At 65.4% G+C, this 17,182-nt stretch carries 13 protein-coding genes; 2 read left to right on the top strand and 11 right to left on the bottom strand.

Translation table 11 applies throughout. The features are described 5' to 3' along the window. The first annotated feature begins 115 nt into the window (after positions 1–115). A complete protein-coding gene (locus AB0I45_RS03915) occupies positions 116–1,054 on the top strand; it encodes a DUF1837 domain-containing protein (RefSeq protein ID WP_360316892.1) in 939 nt (312 codons plus the stop codon). After that, positions 1,051–3,624: a DEAD/DEAH box helicase gene (locus tag AB0I45_RS03910; protein WP_360316889.1), complete on the top strand. Its 2,574-nt coding sequence runs from the start codon at positions 1,051–1,053 to the stop codon at positions 3,622–3,624. Before AB0I45_RS03915 ends, AB0I45_RS03910 begins: the two co-directional genes overlap by 4 nt. A 43-nt stretch (positions 3,625–3,667) precedes the next feature. On the opposite strand, the gene AB0I45_RS03905 is transcribed toward AB0I45_RS03910, so the two are convergent. From AB0I45_RS03905 to AB0I45_RS03855, 11 genes are all read right to left on the bottom strand, one after another. Continuing rightward, positions 3,668–4,876, bottom strand: a complete 1,209-nt coding sequence (locus AB0I45_RS03905) for a GIY-YIG nuclease family protein (protein ID WP_360316886.1) — start codon at positions 4,874–4,876, stop codon at positions 3,668–3,670. Beyond that, positions 4,876–6,861, bottom strand: a complete 1,986-nt coding sequence (locus tag AB0I45_RS03900; protein ID WP_360316883.1) for a DEAD/DEAH box helicase — start codon at positions 6,859–6,861, stop codon at positions 4,876–4,878. The genes AB0I45_RS03905 and AB0I45_RS03900 overlap by 1 nt, the downstream gene beginning before the upstream one ends. After that, complete coding sequence (locus AB0I45_RS03895; RefSeq protein ID WP_360317115.1) at positions 6,858–9,575, bottom strand: DNA methyltransferase; 2,718 nt, start codon at positions 9,573–9,575, stop codon at positions 6,858–6,860. The genes AB0I45_RS03900 and AB0I45_RS03895 overlap by 4 nt, the downstream gene beginning before the upstream one ends. Positions 9,576–10,042: 467 nt before the next feature. Beyond that, positions 10,043–11,020, bottom strand: a complete 978-nt coding sequence (gene mutM / locus AB0I45_RS03890) for a bifunctional DNA-formamidopyrimidine glycosylase/DNA-(apurinic or apyrimidinic site) lyase (RefSeq protein ID WP_360316880.1) — start codon at positions 11,018–11,020, stop codon at positions 10,043–10,045. Between the two features lie 33 nt (positions 11,021–11,053). Further along, positions 11,054–11,761, bottom strand: a complete 708-nt coding sequence (rnc, locus tag AB0I45_RS03885) for a ribonuclease III (RefSeq protein ID WP_345032732.1) — start codon at positions 11,759–11,761, stop codon at positions 11,054–11,056. Between the two features lie 31 nt (positions 11,762–11,792). Beyond that, complete coding sequence (gene rpmF, locus AB0I45_RS03880; protein WP_101651830.1) at positions 11,793–11,996, bottom strand: 50S ribosomal protein L32; 204 nt, start codon at positions 11,994–11,996, stop codon at positions 11,793–11,795. A 2-nt stretch (positions 11,997–11,998) separates the two neighbouring features. Beyond that, positions 11,999–12,532 (bottom strand): YceD family protein, encoded by a 534-nt coding sequence (locus AB0I45_RS03875; protein WP_360316875.1) that lies wholly within the window; start codon positions 12,530–12,532, stop codon positions 11,999–12,001. A 64-nt stretch (positions 12,533–12,596) separates the two neighbouring features. Continuing rightward, positions 12,597–13,829 (bottom strand): MFS transporter, encoded by a 1,233-nt coding sequence (locus AB0I45_RS03870; RefSeq protein WP_360316872.1) that lies wholly within the window; start codon positions 13,827–13,829, stop codon positions 12,597–12,599. Then, a complete protein-coding gene (coaD, locus tag AB0I45_RS03865) occupies positions 13,826–14,317 on the bottom strand; it encodes a pantetheine-phosphate adenylyltransferase (protein ID WP_137320164.1) in 492 nt (163 codons plus the stop codon). Before coaD ends, AB0I45_RS03870 begins: the two co-directional genes overlap by 4 nt. A gap of 9 nt (positions 14,318–14,326) precedes the next feature. Continuing rightward, the gene (rsmD, locus tag AB0I45_RS03860) at positions 14,327–14,917 is read right to left on the bottom strand and encodes a 16S rRNA (guanine(966)-N(2))-methyltransferase RsmD (RefSeq protein WP_295689385.1); all 591 of its coding nucleotides are present in this window, start codon (positions 14,915–14,917) and stop codon (positions 14,327–14,329) included. After that, on the bottom strand, positions 14,917–17,163 hold the full coding sequence (locus AB0I45_RS03855) for an ATP-dependent DNA helicase RecG (protein WP_360316867.1): 2,247 nt from the start codon (positions 17,161–17,163) through the stop codon (positions 14,917–14,919). The genes rsmD and AB0I45_RS03855 overlap by 1 nt, the downstream gene beginning before the upstream one ends. Positions 17,164–17,182 lie beyond the last annotated feature (19 nt).

The raw sequence follows: 17,182 nt of genomic DNA, 5'->3' as shown, positions 1-17,182 counted from the left end.
AACGATAAACGATGCGCGGGAGTGGACGGACTGCGCCGCGAGCATTCGTCCATCGATATGCTGTAGGCGCGCCTCCCGGGTCGCGGGCGGACATGGTGCGCGATTGAGGTGCGTGATGGTTGACGAAGCAGCAGTCGTCGAGCAGTTTATTGAGCTGGCTCGCGGCACAGGCGACTCACTGATCAGCTTCCTGCCGGCCTTCGAAGATGCCGTCACAGTCCCGGAGACGTCGACTCTCGTGAGGACGCACTTTCTAGCGCACGATGCCAACGGAACTCCTGCTGTGGAGCAGCTCGCAGGGGCGATGGCGAATGCAGCCCTGGACTTCTGTATTCCTCGCTCGAAGATTGAAAAAGCGGTCGCAGAGTACATGGATTCTCGGTCGACCGCGGCCATCGTGAGCTTGGAAGAGCAGGCACGCAGTCTGTTCGTGAAGTCGGAGAGCTCGGGAGAAGGTGGCGAACTCCTCTTGTTCCTTCTCATGGAGCGGGTCCTGCAACGACCACAGTTGATCTCGAAGATGGCTCTCAAGACAAACACCGAGGTGCACGTCCATGGTTCCGACGGCATCCACGCGAGCTTCGCCGATGATGGGGTTCTAGACATCTACTGGGGCGAATCGAAGCTCTATCAGTCGAGCACAGAGGCGTTCCGGGACTGTTTCGAGAGCATTTCCCCCTACCTGCGATCCGATGGAGACTCACGCCGAAAGCAGGACCTGATGCTTGTACGCGATCATCTGAACGTCACCCAGAGAGAGCTGGCAGCCCATCTGTTTCAGTACTTCGACGAGACGAACCCGAAGACTCTGAAGGTCCGATGGAACGGCGTCTGCCTGGTTGGTTTCGACCACGACAACTATCCGAACGTCGCGGTCCTCGACGAGCCCCAACAACAGGCGGTTTCGAAGGCAGTCAGCCGGTGGCATCGGACGATCGGAAACCGACTTAAGGAGTTCGAGATCGTCGGCGTTAGCATCGACCTATTCTGCATCCCGATGCCCGATGTCGCAGAACTGCGCTCTCGGGTCCTGAAGCGGATGGGGGCGAAGTGACCCCCGGCACGACTCTCGAGGAGATTGTCTTCGGCTCCCACAAGTTCAGAGACTCACTCGAAGCCGCTCGCCTGCTGATGGTCCGTTCGGAATTCGTAACGGTGGAGTGGGATTCCGACGCTCCATCGATTGACTGGGGGTTCGCCCTGCTCTATGCCAGCGCGATCACATCGGCGCAATCCGAGCGCGCCCAGTCCGCCGTGCTCCGAATCGCCACGGCCTGCATGCTTTCTTCCGACGCCGAGGCCGCTCACAAGACTGCGGCTGCAGCACTTCTCGAACGCACCGGCAACCACATGGCCGTCGAGCTAGCGGAATCTCGCGACAGGCTGACGGACGATGCGTGGCAACGTCTGCCAGGTGCGCTCCGGATGGAGGTCGTCCGGAGCCGAATCGACCACTCCGTCCGTCTCTCGGACGGCCGAGTACTGCCGGTCAACCCGTTCCAAGGGAGGTTCTGGGAAGCGGTTGAGACGAACGACTGGCTGAGCGTGTCCGCCCCGACCTCCGCTGGGAAGTCGCGCATCATCAGAGAGCACTTCCTCGAGGTTACGCGCCAGGCGGGACCGTTCACGCTCATCTATCTCGTGCCGACGCGAGCTCTCATCGAGGAAGTCTCCCGCGATCTGCGGCGCGAAGTGCCGCCGGACGTGGGCGTCTTCACCATGCCGTGGGACCCCGACCTCGCGGATTCATCTCGGACTGTCCTGGTTCTCACGCAGGAGAGGCTCCACCTGGTGCTGGAGCTCTTTCCGTCACTCGGCGTAGATCTGCTCTTCGTCGATGAAGCACAATCGCTCGCCGGTGACGCACGGGGAGTCCTCCTCCAGCACGCAATCGAGCGCACCATCCGGCGAAGCCCCGGGGCGCGAGTGCTGTTCGCAAGCCCCCTGAGTTCAAACCCGGAACTGCTGATTGAAAATGCACCGCCCGAACGGCATTCCGACTCTTTCGTCTCCGAGACGGTCACCGTCAACCAGAACCTCATCTGGGTCGAGAACATCAAACGAAAGCCTCAGCGCCGGACAATTTCCCTGGTGTCTGACGGCAATAGCCACAGAGTCGGCGAGCTCGTGCTTGCACAACGCGCTACGAGCGTACCGTTGCGCGTCGCATTAGTGGCTCATGCGCTAGCTGGTGACACCCCGGGAAACGTCATCTACGTCAACCGCCCGAGCGATGCTGAGAAAGTCGCCAAGGCCGTCTTTGAGCAGCTCCCGACCCCTGGCGAAGCTGACACAGAGATAAACGATTTGCGCGACTTGATCAAGACTGCAGTGCACAGCAAGTACCTGCTCGCCGATGTCCTTGAACGTCGTGTCGCCTTCCACTACGGGAACATGCCACTGGTGGTGCGTACGGAGATCGAGCGCCTGTTCGGGGAAGGCAAGATCCACTACCTCGTCTGCACGTCGACTCTATTGGAGGGGGTGAACCTCCCCTGCCGGACGATCTTCATGCGCAATCCCCAGAAGGGCAGCGGCAAACCGCTCCGTGAAAGCGACTTCTGGAACTTGGCCGGGCGCGCCGGACGCTGGGGTAAAGAGTTCCAGGGCAACGTCGTGTGCATAGATACCGACAATGAAGAACTCTGGCCCAATCTACCGCGAGCTCGCAAACGGTCACCGATCACCAGAGCGGTAAACACTGGTCTGGACGATGCGTCGGCTCTGCTAGCCTTCGTGCGCTCTGTCGATCAGGTACACGACGACAGCACCGCCGAGAGCCTCTTCGCGTACTTGTTTTTGCGGTACCTCGCTGGCGAACCCCTGCAAGCGCTTCTCGCCCGCATCCCGCTCGACTCAGAACGTAGCGAGATCAGTTCCGCAATCGAACGAGCATCGACCGCTCTGAGGGTCCCCGTCGAGATCGTGACTCGGCACACCGGAATCGCGCCAGTATCGATGGAAAGGTTGCTCGAGAGTTTCCGCAAGTCTGGCAAGACACCGACCGACCTCGAGCTACCACTCCCCGAAGAGCCTGACGCGCGAGAGCGATTCCAAGAGGCGCTCGTACGGATTGGTACGACGATGACGAACGTCTTCGGCAAGCCCCGGACAGGCGAGGATCTCCGCAAGTGGCAACTCGCCAATCTCATCGTCAACTGGATGAATGGCATACCGCTGGCACAACTGGTCGACCAGCGGCTCGCCTCCAGCAAGGCGACTACCCCGGCGACGGCGATCCGCGAAGTCATGCGGGACATCGAATCGATCGCGCGGTTCCATGCTCCCAAGTACCTTGCTTGCTACGCCGATCTACTTGAGGCCCACTCCTCCGATCTCGGGCTGGAACCCACTGCTCGACCTGATTACGCGATGATGCTCGAACTCGGTGTCGCCCGCACAAGCGAAGTCGTGCTCATGTCGCTCGGCCTATCCAGGACAGCAACCGTTGCCCTGTCTGAATTCATCGGAGTCGACGACTGGTCACGAAGTGAGGCGCTGGAATGGCTATCGGCCCAGAACCTTGATGGTCTCGGCGTTCCAGTGCTCCTCCAGCGCGAGATCAGAGACGTCCTCTCGGATGCGACACGGCGCGCCGCTACTACGTGGAAGACCGAAGACTGACTGGGCTAGTCAGTACATTCCCTCGGGTGGTTGTCACGCGCTGTCATGAGCGCGGAACCAGTTGCTGGCTCACGGGGTCGTAGAAGTAGTCCACGATCTCTCCGGAGACGATCATGGCGACTGCCCGATTGATCGCGTCGCGAGGCACGACGAACCACTCCGAGGGGTCGTAGTCCCGGCCCTTGCGGTCGATCTGGGTCAGGTCGAGACGCACGGCCGCGAAGACACGATGCAGCAGGTGCTCGAGTGCTGACGGCTTCACGTTGTAGAGGCGGTAGTCCGCGACGACGCGCACGGGTGCCATCAGGTACGTCGGCGACGACTCGGCGTTCTTGATGCGCTGCTCGACGCTCGTCGTTGAGAAGCCGATCTTGTGCAGGTCGGGAAGGCCTGAAATCGCAGGGTCGTCGCTCAGCGACTGAAGCACGTAGATGTGCCCGCTCTCGACGTCCGCGTCGAGCACCTCGCTCGCGTCAACGCCAGTCCGTGCGAGCACCTGTCCCTGCTGCTCGTACAGCCGCGTCATCAGACTCTGCTTGTACATCCTCGACTCGGTGCCGTTCTCGAAGACGACGCGCAGGCGCTGCTTCTGCTTCGGCTTTCCGCCAACGACGAGGTCGACGTCCTCACCGACCTCAGCGACGAAGCACAGCACGCCGCCGAGGACAAAGAACGCACCTTCGCGGATCATGTGGAGCCCGGTGAACGTGGCGAGCTGGAGCGTGCCCTCGGCGAGCTCAGCGTGCTTGGCCTTGAACAGGTGCTCGAACTGTTCGAAGTCGTCGGCCTTAACACGCTTCGCGACCGAATCAGGGGACTCGGGCTTGCGCATGGCGGGGAGATCCGAGACATCGAGGACGCCGCTGTCATCGCCGAGCAGGTCGTCGATGGCGTCGCCGTCAAGGAGATCATCCAACGAACCCGGAGGTTCGGGCGCATCGAGCAGCCCAAACTCGTCGAGGTGTTTGAGTGCTTCGATCTTCTCGTCGTTCGCGAGGATACCGTCGAGGCGCGCCCCGAGCTTCCGCTCGGCAATCTCGCGCGTCGTCGAGCTCGGCACCCGCCCGTGCTCGCGTCGGAACTCGACGATCTCGAGAAACGCCCTTTCCAGACGGTCCGAAGAAGTGACCTTCTTCGGCTTCTGCGGCGCATCGAGCAATCCGTCCACATCCGAATCGAGGAGTCGAAGAAACGCATCCTCTACAACCGACTTGCCCGAGGATGGTGGCGTTGAGTTGTCGTTAGTAGTCATCAGCCCTCCCCTGCGTCGGCGGCTTTCATCTGTGCGATGCGTTGCTGCTTGAGGCGCTGCAAAAAGAGCAGCGCTTCCGCGTAACGCTTCTCGGTCGGGTCATCTGCACGGGGGTCAGGGCGACTCCCACCATTGACCTTGACCCAGTTCTGGATCTTCGGGAAGAGCGCGACGGCTTCTTCCTCGCTGAACTCGATTCGCGTCGCAGCGATCGAGTCCTGGATGATCCGCAGCACTGACGGCGTGACCGACTTGGACATGACCTCGAATGCGCGCTGGAACGGGTTCACCGAGTCGATGAGGTTGATGTGTAGCTCATCGATGTTGACGAACTTCTCGGCCATCTTGATGAACCTCTTGTCGCCGACCTCGCGCACCTCACCGTTCTTGATCACCGAGTCGACGACGACCTGCTGGCGAACCTCCTCGACCTGGGCCTCGGTGAGGTCCGGGTACTTCTCGCGGATGATCTTCGGGATCAGCACCTGGTTCGTCGTCTCAGCGTCCACGGAGCCAGCAGCAGCTCTGGCGAACGTGTCGTCCTGCAGGATCGTCGCCTTCAGATCGTTCAGATCAGTCTCGACGATCTGCTTCACACGATCGGTCGACGGCTCCTTGAACCCCTTGATCTTGAGCTCGCCGGGAGTCTTCGAGTCGTCCGCGTCGAACTTCTTCGTCTTGAACGTGAAGTTCTGCGCGAGGACCTGCTCCATGAGCAGGGAGGCTGTGATCGCCTTGAGCATGTTGTTCACTGAGACCTTCACCTCGCCCTGGGTCGCGTCGGGCTCAGCGATGAGGTTCGTGAACTGAGCGTGGGACTTCCCAGGGCTGTCGCGGGTCACGCGTCCGATGATCTGGATGACCTCGGTAAGCGAGGCCCGGTAACCGACGGTCAATGCGTGCTCGGCGAAGGGCCAGTCGAAGCCTTCCTTGGCCATGCCCAGAGCAATGATGATGTCGACGGCGTCGCGGTCCTTCGACGCCGTGTGGGACAGGAAGTGGAGGGTGTCCCCACGCTTCTTCTGATCCGTGTCGTCGACGAGGTCCGCCACGCGCACGATGGTCCCGGTGTCCTGGCGGCGCACGCTGATGATGCCGGTGTCCGGATCCGTCGACTCGACCTGGCCGATGACGTCGATGATGCGCCCGACCTCCTCCAGCTTGTCCTTCGTCGACTCGCCGGAGTTCACACTCGGGATGTGCACGATGGTCTTTCTGTCGAGGTCGAGGACCTCGCCAATCGCGTCGGTGTACCGCCCTTGGTAGAAGTGGTGCCCGATGCCCAGAGAGCGCAGGTGCTCGTAGCCGTTGAGCTGGTCGTAGTAGTTGAAGGTGACCGGCGTGAACTTCGCCTCGTCCTCGGCAGTGAGCACAGGAACCGAGTCGCCGCGGAAGTACGAGCCCGTCATCGCGACGATGTGCACGTCGCATCCGTTCATCACGTCGCGCAGGAGCGCCCCGAGGCGGCTGGACTCCGTGTCGGCAGAGACGTGATGGAACTCGTCGATCGCGAGGACCGTGCCGTCAAAGGCGTCGGGAGCGAGTTTTTCGAACGCGAAGCGCAGCGTGGCGTGGGTGCATACAAGGGTCGCGTCAGGCCCTTCGAGGAACTTGATGAACGCGTCGACCTTGCCCGCCGAGGATCCGGCGTCGCAGAGGTTGTGCTCCGGCTTGATCTCCCAATCCACGAAGAAGCCGAACTTCGTGAGGTTCGTCGAGGCGAACGATGCCCCGATCGAGCGCTCCGGCACGGCGACAATGACCTTCCTGCGGCCCTGGTTGTAGAGCTTGTCCAGGCCCACGAACATGAGCGCACGCGACTTACCGGAGGCCGGCGGTGCCTTAACCAGCAGATGCTGGGCGTCGCGCTTGGCGAACACCCGCTGCTGCATCTCGCGCATGCCCAGGGCATCGGTGTTCACGGACGCCTCCGTCTGGGCATAGGTGACGTTGACGATGTTGATGGGCTTCTTATGCGCGTTCACTTGGCTGCCTTTCGAGACTTCTTCGCCCGAGCCTTCGCAGCTTCCTCGGCGGTCATACGCTCGTACATCGCGAACAGGTCAGAGAGACGCTGCTCGTCGGACTCGTACGGCTTCTTGGAGTAAATCGAGTCGACCAGCGCATCGACCTCAGCGTGAGCCTCCCGCAGGTCGTCAGGCATCTTGTCCGGGTCGTAGAGCTCAGCGAGCGTCTTCTCACAGTGGTACTCCCGCACATCAAGCACGCGGAGCGCCGCCTCAGTGAGCTTCTCCTTCACCGCGTCCGATAGCGGCGGCACTGGGAAGTTGTTGTAGACAATCGTGTTCGAGTAGCGGAAATCCGTCTTGAGCTGCCCGCCGACGGCAGCAGTCCAGACCATGTGAATTTTCGAAGTGAGAAGACTGAACAGCCAAGGTTCAGCGTCGTACACCGCAAACGCGGCGTTCGAGATCACCGTATCCGGACCCAAGTAGCCAATCGGGATGTACTCTCGACGCGCTGATGAAACGCTAGGCATAATGATGGAGTCAGTCGGCTTATAGCTAATTTGCACGAAACGGTGAGGCTGTGTCGCGAATGCAGCTGTACTGCTAGCTTTGCTTATTGCGCGCGCTTCCGACACCCTTGATAGTCGGTCAGCGATGGAAGAAATCTCTTTCGCCTTCGATGCATCCTGGTCGCGGATCCAGAGACAGTAGCGCTCGCCGTCGTTAATTGATTCTGAGGATCCCATGTAGCGCTTAATGAACTGTTCAATGCGCGGATCATGAGCAATCATTTGTGCGCGCTCGTCTGGCGAAAGAATGAGCCCTCCACCATCTCGTGGCATCGAGCCGAAGACCATATCGGGCCGAACCGCGCCGAGCGGTCGCTTGCGGCGCTCCATAACGACGTCCGCACCGTCAGCAAGGTAGCCATTAATGTTCCGGGCCGCGATCTGGATATCGTCAGTATAAATATACTTCGGCGCGTTCGACCGATTACGCAATCCGATCACAGCAACCGTTACGCCGGCGTTACGTTTCGCGTTATTCTCCCATTTAAATGATGTGTACGCGAATCCGATCTCGATATCCTTGTCGAAGATCGTCGGAAACATTAGCCATACATGTTCGCCCTGAGCGACAGAATTAGTGGTTACGAACGCGAGTTGCGAGCGTTTTCCCTCGATGTAGTCGGAGCCCTTGATGAACCATAGGGCAATGTAGTCAAGGTTCTTCGAGTATGGGCGACCACCAAATACATATGTATAGTCTTCCTTCTGCTCCTTGGATTGAGTCTTCGCCCCCGCGTATGGCGGATTGCCGATTAGATAAATCTCGCTGCCATCGTTCGGACAAACCTCGTTCCAGTCGACGCGAGCAGCGTTTCCCTGCTTGATCTGCCCCGCCTCCTTGAGCGGAATCAGGGGGATCGAGACTCCGAATTTGTCTTTGAACTCGGCGTTCATCTGGTGTTTCGCGATCCACAGGGACAGGATCGCCACCTCGACGGCGAAATCGTCGATCTCAATGCCGTAGAAGTTCTCGATGTTGATCTTCGACTCGGCGAACAGGACGCGGTGCTTGTCATCCAGTTCGGCGAGGCGTTCGAGGATGGCGTGCTCGAGCTTGCGCAGCTCCTTGTACGCGATGACGAGGAAGTTCCCGGAGCCACAGGCAGGATCGAAGACCTTGATTGCACTGATGCGTTCGAGGAGTGCTTCGAGCTTCTTGACCGAATCACGCGCTGCGTTGAACTGATCCTTCAGTGCGTCGAGGAACAGCGGCTCGATCGTCTTGAGGATGTTGGGGACGGACGTGTAGTGCTGACCGAGGTCACTGCGGGTGCCGGGGGTGACGATGGCTTGGAACATCGAGCCGAAGATGTCGGGGTTGATCTCGCGCCAGATGAGCTTGCCGGCATTGATGAGCTCTTGCCGGGCCTTTTTCGTGAACCTCGGGACGACGTGGTCCGGCGACATCGTGAAGAGCCGGCCGTTGACGTAGGGAAACGCCGCGAGGTGGCTGGGCTTGTCCTCCGCCTGAGCCGTGTCGAGTGCCGTGAACAGATCGGTGAGGAAATCCGCCGTGTCCGATCCGTCGTCGAGAGTGTGGGACCCGACCGCGCTCGTGAACTGATTCTCGGCGAAGATGCCGGTGTCCTCGGCGAAGTAGCAGAACAGCAGGCGTGTGAAGAACAGGTTCAGGGCGTGGCGTCCATGCGGCTGTTCGAGGAGGTCGGGGTTCGCGTTCAGGAGCTCGTCGAAGAGCTTGCCCATGCGCTCAGCGGCCTTCACATCGGCGTGCGCCTCGGCGACGTACTGCGCCTTCTCCATCCCGGCCCAGGGGAGGAAGAACGTGAAGTGCTGGTCGATCTCGCGGATGGGGAACCCGATGGTCTCATCGGTCTTGGTGTCGTACGCGACCAGCTCAACGTAGTCCGTGACGATGACGAACCGCGTGCTGAAGCGGACCACGTCAGGAGACTTCTTCAGTCCTTCGAGGACCGCCAGGGCGTCGCCGTCGGTCTCCTTGAAGTAGACGACCTTCTTCTGCGCGACCTCACTCACCGGATCGGCAGCGACATTGAGGTCGCCGTTGCGCAGGCGCGTGATGCTGCTCTGCGGCTTCCCATAGGCGAGCAGGAGATTGAAGATGAACTCACGGTCGTACGACTCCCGACCCGCCAGCGGGGAAACGCGTTCCTCGATCACCTTGAGGTTGAGCCTCGCCATGTTGTTCACCTGTCCTGCACGTTGGATTTCTTCGCGTACGAGCCCGGGCTCGTCCTGCCTGCGAATCCGCAGTGGCTCAGCCTGTCCGCACGCTCGGCAATCTTATCGCCCGGGTCCGACGCAGTACGGCGTCAACTCGCTCGTATGGCCCGCCATGTGCGCGCGCCGTGTCACTACTGAGGTGTTTCGACGTCCGCGCGATTCGCTCCACGCTCTCGAGGGCCAATCAGACCCTCTGGGCCCGGCACGCGCCCTCCTTCCGAGGTCGACCGCTCCCAAGCGAGCCGCCGCCCGGAACTCTTGATCGGGTCACGTGCCGCCAGCATAACTCGATTCGACTCGCTGTATGTGCGTGGCTGAACGTAAGAAGAGAGTTTCTTCCCACTGTGCATTCATGTGTGACGAGTCGAGACTATGCCCCGTTGCCGAGGAGCCAGCTAGCCGCCAGGCTCAGAGGGAGCATCCGATCAGCGTTTCCGCTGGCAGGACGGGCAAAAGTGGCTCGAGCGGTTCGTGAATTTCTTCCGCACGATGGGGGTCTCGCAGCGCTTGCACGGCAGCCCAGAACGCCCATAGACGTTCAATGTATATTGTCCAGAACCGGATTCGCCGTTGACGTGGACGTAGAGCGCGTCGAAGCTCGTACCGCCCTGCTCGAGCGAGGACCGCATCACCGCATCCGCCGCGGCGAGCACGGCACGGATACGCGAGATCCGGGTGGAGCCCGCCGGGGCGAGCGGGTGGACGCCGGCGGCGAACAGCGCCTCGTCGGCGTAGATGTTGCCGATCCCGCTCACCGTCGTCTGGTCGAGGAGCGCGACCTTGAGGGCGGTCCGCTTCCGCTGGATCCGGCGGGCGACGGCCTCGAGGTCGAAGCCGGGCTCGAGCGGGTCGGGCGCGATGTGCGCGGCCGAACCGGGCATGAGTCCCGCGCTGCCGTCCGGCTGCGCACCGGGCCGGTGCGGGTCGGGAACGAGGGGCTCGACGCCGAGATGTCCGAAGATCCGCTGGTCGAGGAACCGGAGCTCGGTGGGAGGAGCTGCGGGGTCGGCTTCTGCCGGGCCCGGACCGGCGAGGTCGAGGACCGCCCGGGTGTGGCGGTGGAGCGGGTCGGCCGGCGTGTGGACGCGGAACTGACCGCTCATCCCGAGGTGCACGGAGAGCGCGAGCGGCGGGCCGCTCGGGTCGACGGCCCGGCCCGGGCGCCACGGACCCCGCTCGGGCGCCAACGGCAGCCAGAGGAACTTGCCCCGGCGCTCCACCGCGGCGATCTCCCGCCCGGTGAGGAGCTCCGTGAACTCCTCGACCGCACCGGCGGCGATGGTCCGGTTCGAGGTGGTGCCGAGGATCCGCGGATCGAGGACCCGCACCCCGGTGACCCGACGGCCGGCGGCCCAGGTCCGCAGGCCGCTCGCGACGCTCTCGACCTCGGGCAGCTCAGGCACGGGGCGACCGGGCGGCAGGGGCTGGCGAGCGCATCAGCGGCGGTAGTCGGGGTGCTGCACCGCGATGGTGCGCACGGCGGCCTCGGCGGCGCGCGCCTCCGCGTTCTTCTTCGAGGTGCCCTCGCCGCTGCCCCACTCGGTGTCGCCGAGCAGCACGGTGGCGGTGAAGACGCGCGCGTGGTCGGGCCCGCGGGAGTCGAGCGCGTAGCTCACCGGCCCGAGCGCGAGGTCCGCGGCGGCCTCCTGGAGCGTCGTCTTGTAGTCCATGCCGGCGCCGAGCTGCACTGCGTCGCAGAGCATGTCGTCGACGAGCCGGTGGACGAGCGCGAAGGCGTCCTCGGGCCCACAGCCGATGTACGTCGCCCCGATGAGCGATTCGACGGTGTCGGCGAGGATCGAGTCCTTGTCGCGGCCGCCGGTGAGCTCCTCCCCCTTGCCGAGGAAGATGAACTCCCCGATCCCCAGCCCGCGGCCGATCGCGGCGAGGGCGCGGGTGTTGACCACGGCCGAGCGCATCTTCGCCAGGCGGCCCTCCGGCAGGTCGGGGTTGTCGAGGAAGAGCGATTCGGTGGCGACGAGCTGGAGCACCGCGTCGCCGAGGAACTCGAGCCGCTCGTTCGTCGGGATGCCCCCGTTCTCGAACGCGAAGCTCCGATGCGTGAGGGCAAGACGAAGCGTCCCGGGGTCGATATCGACTCCGAGACGCTCGTTGAGATGGTGCAGGTCCGGGTGGGACTCCACGGATCGCGTACTGATCAGCCGGTGGGCGTGATCAGATGTCGGCGACCTTGCGTCCCTTGTACTCAAGGAACAGCGGGGTGCCGGCGGAGTCCTCGACGACCTTGGCCTGGTGGGGGCGCGAGTACACAACGCGACCGTTCTCCACAGTCTTGACCAGGGTCGGAACCTGGGCCTTCCACTGCGAACGACGGTGGCGGGTGTTGCTGCGCGACATCTTGCGCTTCGGAACAGCCACGTCTAGCTCTCTTTCTTCTCGTCCAACAAGTTCTTCAGTGCCGACCAGCGGGGGTCCGTCTCCGGCACGCTCTCGGGCAGATCCTCGCCCAGCGTGTACCGGAAGTCCTCGCCGTCCTCGTCCTCGTCCTCGTCCTTGACGGGGCGGAACGGCAGGGCCATCACGACGGCGTCCCGAATCGCCGGTTCGAGGTCGAGCCGGTCACGATCGACCGTGTACGAATCCTCGTCCCCGGGCTCGCGCTCGTAGACGAAGAGCTCTGTGATCGCCACATCGAGCGGCAACTCCAGATCCTCGAGCGTCCGGGCATCCTGCCCCTGAGCCGCAGCGCGGACGCTGCCGGAGACGTAGATCCCCTCGACGACGCTCTCGAGCTGCAGTGCGAGCTCGATCGGCGAGCCCTCGGGCACACCGATCATCTCGATCCGCAGGTCCTCGGGAGCCGGTACCGTGGTGTCCAGCCTCGACCATTCCCCGGGTCTGTCGATGAGACCCAGCTTGCGGAGGTCGAGCACGAGTTCGGATCGGTTCCTCATGTCTCACCTCCATCGTCGATGCCGCACACGCCGGGATCGGACCCCGCGGATGACACGCGAGACACTAGTCTAGACGCTCCCGAGGTGAACTTCCAGTCGGCGGATCGCCGCGCAGCGCGGTCGATCCGGCGGCGGTGAGAAGGAGCGCACCGGACAGCAGGAACACCGCCCCGGTCGGTCCGAACGCCGCGACGCCGGCCGCCGCGGCGGGGATGACGACCTGGCTCAGCCGGTTGCCGGCGAGCCGGATCGAGAGCACCGCGGCCCGGTTCGCGGGGTCGGCGAGCGTCGACACCCAGGTCATCGTCATCGGCTGCGTGAGCCCGAAGGCGAACCCGGCGGCGACCATGAGGATCGCGAGCACCCAGAACCGCGGCTGCACCGGGATGAGGAGGAGCGCGATCCCGCCGGTCAGGCTGGCGAGCGCGAGCAGGCGGGTGAAGGGGACGAGCCGGGTGAGCCGTCCGATGGAGAGCCGGGACACGATCGAGGCGAGCGTGCGCAGGGTGAGGAGCGCGGCCACCGCCTGCACCCCGAGGCCGTAGCGCTGGCCGATGAGCGGCAGGTAGGCGGTCATGATGTCGACGGCGGCGAGCGTGGCCATCGAGGCGAAGATCGCCGGCTTCATCCCCCGGGTGCCGAGGATGGCGAGCGGCGAGCGGACGCTCGAGCGCGCCTCCGCCCTGGGTACGTGGCGCACCGCCGGGCGGCGGGTGATGCCGACCATCGCCGGCACCGCGAGCGCGGCGATCCCGGCCATCGCCCACATCGCCGGCTGCACGTGGGCGTCGGCCCCGCCGGTGCCGGCGATGAGGCCGGCCACCGGCACGCCGACCGCCTGCCCGGCGGAGACCCCGACGGTGAGCGTGCCGAAGCGACGGTTGAGGTCGGACTGCGCGAAGGACTGCGGGATGAGTGCCTGCCCGGACACGGTGGTGAGCACCTGCCCCATGCCGAGCGCCATGTTCGCCGCGAGCAGCACCGCCACCCCCGGGGACCAGGCGGCGCCGGCGGCCGGGAGGATCGTGAGCACGGTGCCGATCCACATCACCGGCATCGCGTAGCCGCGGTCCACCCAGCGACCGATCGGGATCGCGGCGAGCAGCGGGGCGAGCGAGTAGGTGGCGGTGACGAGGCCGAGCACCCCCGCCCCACCGCCGAGCTCGAGGGTGCGGTAGGAGATGAGCACGCGCAGCCCGTTGTAGGCGGCGTGGACGATGAGGGTGTAGACGATGAGCGCGGTGAACCAGCCGGGTCCGCGCCGCCCGGAGTGCGCGCGTTCGGCGCTCGCGGTCATCCGCGCTTCGCGTCCATCGCCTCCAGGACAGCGGCGGGCACGAGGCCGGAGACGTCGCCGCCGAGTGCATGGACCTCACGGATGAGGGAGGAGGACACGTGCTCGAAGCGCGGGTCACCGGGGACGAAGATCGTCTCGAGCTCGGTGAGGTGGCGGTTCATCAGCGCCATCGGCAGTTCGTAGGCGAAGTCGGTGCCCGAGCGCAGGCCCTTGATCACCGCGCGGGCCCCGATGTCCCGGCAGTAGTCGACGAGCAGGCCGCCGGGCACGTCGTCGATGACGATGTTCTCCGCCGCCGCGGTGCGCGCGTCCTCCTCGAGCCCGGCGGTGATGAGCGCGATGCGCTGGGCCAGCGGGAAGTTGCCCGTCTTCGAGGGGTTGTGCACGACGGCGACGACGACCTCGTCGAACAGGGCCGAGGCGCGCGCGGCGATGTCGATGTGGCCGACGGTGACGGGATCGTAGGACCCGGGCAGGACTACCTTCATGCGGCCATCCTAATGCTCACCCGCTGCGGCCTCCCGGGCGGCGTCCTCGGTGAGCTGGAGGAGCCACAGTCGGGTCTCCCCCATCGTCCTCTCGCGGTACACCTCGAGATCGGCGGGCAGCGCGGGGGCCGGGGAGCGCGAGGAGCGCTCGAGCACGACGAGGGAGTCCGCCCCGACGAGGACGGGCACGAGGAGCGCGAGCACCTCGGCGACGTCCGACTCGCCCAGCGGATAGGGCGGGTCGGCGAACACGAGATCGGCCGAGCGGGCCGGGCGCTCCCGCAGCGCCGTCGTCGCCTGCCGGGTGAGCACCTCGGCCCGGTCGTCGAACCCGAGGGAGCGGATGTTGCCGGTGATGACCCGGGCCACCGAAGCCGCCTTCTCGACGAACACCGCGCGCGCAGCCCCCCGGCTCAGCGCCTCGAGGCCGAGCGCCCCGGAGCCGGCGAACACGTCGAGCACCCGCGCTCCGTCGAGCACGCCCAGCGCGGCGAGGGAGGAGAACAGCGATTCGCGCACCCGGTCGGAGGTCGGCCGGGTGCCGTCGCCGGGCGGCGCGCTCAGCGGCCGGCCGCGGTGGGTGCCTGCGATGATCCGCATCAGCCGGCCTCGATCCAGTCCTCGTCCGCCGCCCCGAGGATCCGGTCGATGGCCGCCCGCAGGGCCGGCTGCCCGGTCAGGCCCGGGTCGGCGGCGACGATCTGCCGGGCGGCCTCGCGCGCCTGCTCGATGATCTCGACGTCGCGGATCACCGACAGGTGGCGCAGGGAGCTGCCGCGGCCGGATTGGGCGCGGCCGAGCACGTCGCCCTCGCGGCGCTGCTCGACGTCGTACTCGGCGAGCGCGAAGCCGTCGAGTGTCGCAGCGACCGTCTCGAGCCGCTCCATCGCCTCGGATCCGGCGGCGCGGCGGGTGACGAGGAAGCAGGTGGCGGCCGAGCCGTCGCGGCCCACCCGCCCGCGCAGCTGGTGGAGCTGGGCGACGCCGAACCGATCGGCGTCGTAGACGACCATGGTGCGGGCGTTGGGCACGTCGATGCCGACCTCGATGACGGTGGTCGCGACGAGGACGTCGATCTCCCCGGCGGCGAACCGCCGCATCACCGTGTCCTTGTGGGCCGCGTCCATCCGCCCGTGGAGGCTCGCGACCCGCAGGCCGGCGACGGCCGGGTGATCCTGCACGCGGGCGACGAGGTCGTCGACGCCGAGCACCTCGGGCACGGGTTCGCCCTCGGCGTCGATCTCCGGCGGCTGGGTCTCGATCCGGGAGGCGACGATGAAGGTCTGCTCGCCGCGCGCGCCGCTCTCCCCCACGATCTCGAGGATCCGGCCGAGCCAGCGGGGGTGGGCGTCGAGCGACACCGCGTGGCTGGTGATCTCCCGGGTCCCGCCGGGCATGTCGGAGAGCACGGACACGTCGAGGTCGCCGAACACCGTCATCGCGACGGTGCGCGGGATCGGGGTCGCGGTCATGACGAGGGTGTGCGGGATCCGGTCGCCGCCCTTGGCCCGCAGGCTCTCCCGCTGCCGCACACCGAACCGGTGCTGCTCGTCGACGACGACGAGGCCGAGGCGGGAGAACATCGTCGTGTCCGACAGCAGGGCATGGGTGCCGACGAGGATGTCGATCCTCCCGGACACGAGGTCGAGGAGGAGCCGCTTGCGCTCGGCGGTCGACAGCGATCCGGTGAGCAGCCCGACGCGCACCCGGCGCGCGCCCGGTCCGCCGGCCCCGGCCCACACCGTGGTGAGGTCCCCCGCCGCTCCGCTCGGGTCGAACAGGCCGTCGGGTTCGGCGAGGCCGCCGAGGTAGCGCAGGAGCGAGCGGTGGTGCTGGGCGGCGAGCACCTCGGTCGGGGCGAGGAGGGCGGCCTGGGCGCCGGAGTCGACGGCCTGGAGCATGGCGCGCAGGGCGACGAGCGTCTTGCCGGAGCCCACGTCGCCGTGGAGCAGGCGGTTCATCGGCTCCTCCCCGGCGAGGTCGGTCGCGATCGCGTCGCCGACCGCGTGCTGGGAGCCGGTGAGGGCGAAGGGCAAGCCCGCGTCGAAGGTGCCGAGCAGCCCGGCGGAGCGCGGTGCCCCGTCCACGTCCCCGTCGCCGGCATCGGCACCGGGCAGGGCGATGGCCCGGTCGTCGGCGGCGAGCGCCTTGCGGGACAGCAGCTCGGCCTGCAGCGCATAGGCCTCCTCGAACTTCCAGCGCCGTCGGGCGCGCTGCGGCTGGTGCTCGTCGACGGGCCGGTGCATCCATTCGAGCGCGGTGCGGTAGTCGGGCAGGCCGTTGACGGCGCGGATCTCGTCGGCGATCGGGTCGGCGAAGGCCTCGGGCGGGGCGGTGTCGAGGAGGACGCGGATGAGCCGCTGGATGCGGGTCGTCGCGATCGTGCTCGTCGCCCGGTAGACGGGGATCGGCACGGACAGGTCCTCGTCGTCGAGCGATTCCGTGCCGGTCGGGTTGAGCCAGCGCGGCGAGGCGATCTGCACGGTCCCGCGGTACAGGGTGACCTTGCCGGTGAGCGCCACGTGCCGGCCGGTGGTGAGCGTGTTCGCGATCCACGGCTGGTTGAAGAACGGCGCTTCGACGTCGGACAGGCCGTCGGAGAGCACGACGGTGGTGAGCGACTTCCGGTTCGCGAGCTGCTTGGCGGTCACGCGCACCACGCGGGCGCTCACCACGGCGACGGTGTCGGGCACGAGCGCATCGAGCGGAGTGACCTCCCCGGGCACCACGTAGGTGCGGGGGAAGTGGCGCAGCGCGTCCTCGAGGGTGGTGATGCCGACGGTCGCGAGGTCGGTGAGGTCGCGCTTGCGGGAGATCAGCTTCGCCAGCGGGGTGTCGGTGCTCATGGGGTGCCTCCCGTCCGCC

It is taken from the genome of Brevibacterium sp. NPDC049920 (assembly GCF_040656435.1).
Classification (GTDB): domain Bacteria; phylum Actinomycetota; class Actinomycetes; order Actinomycetales; family Brevibacteriaceae; genus Brevibacterium; species Brevibacterium pityocampae.
The sequence above is the reverse complement of the archived record's forward strand: the minus strand, read 5'-3'. Positions and strand labels throughout refer to the sequence as shown.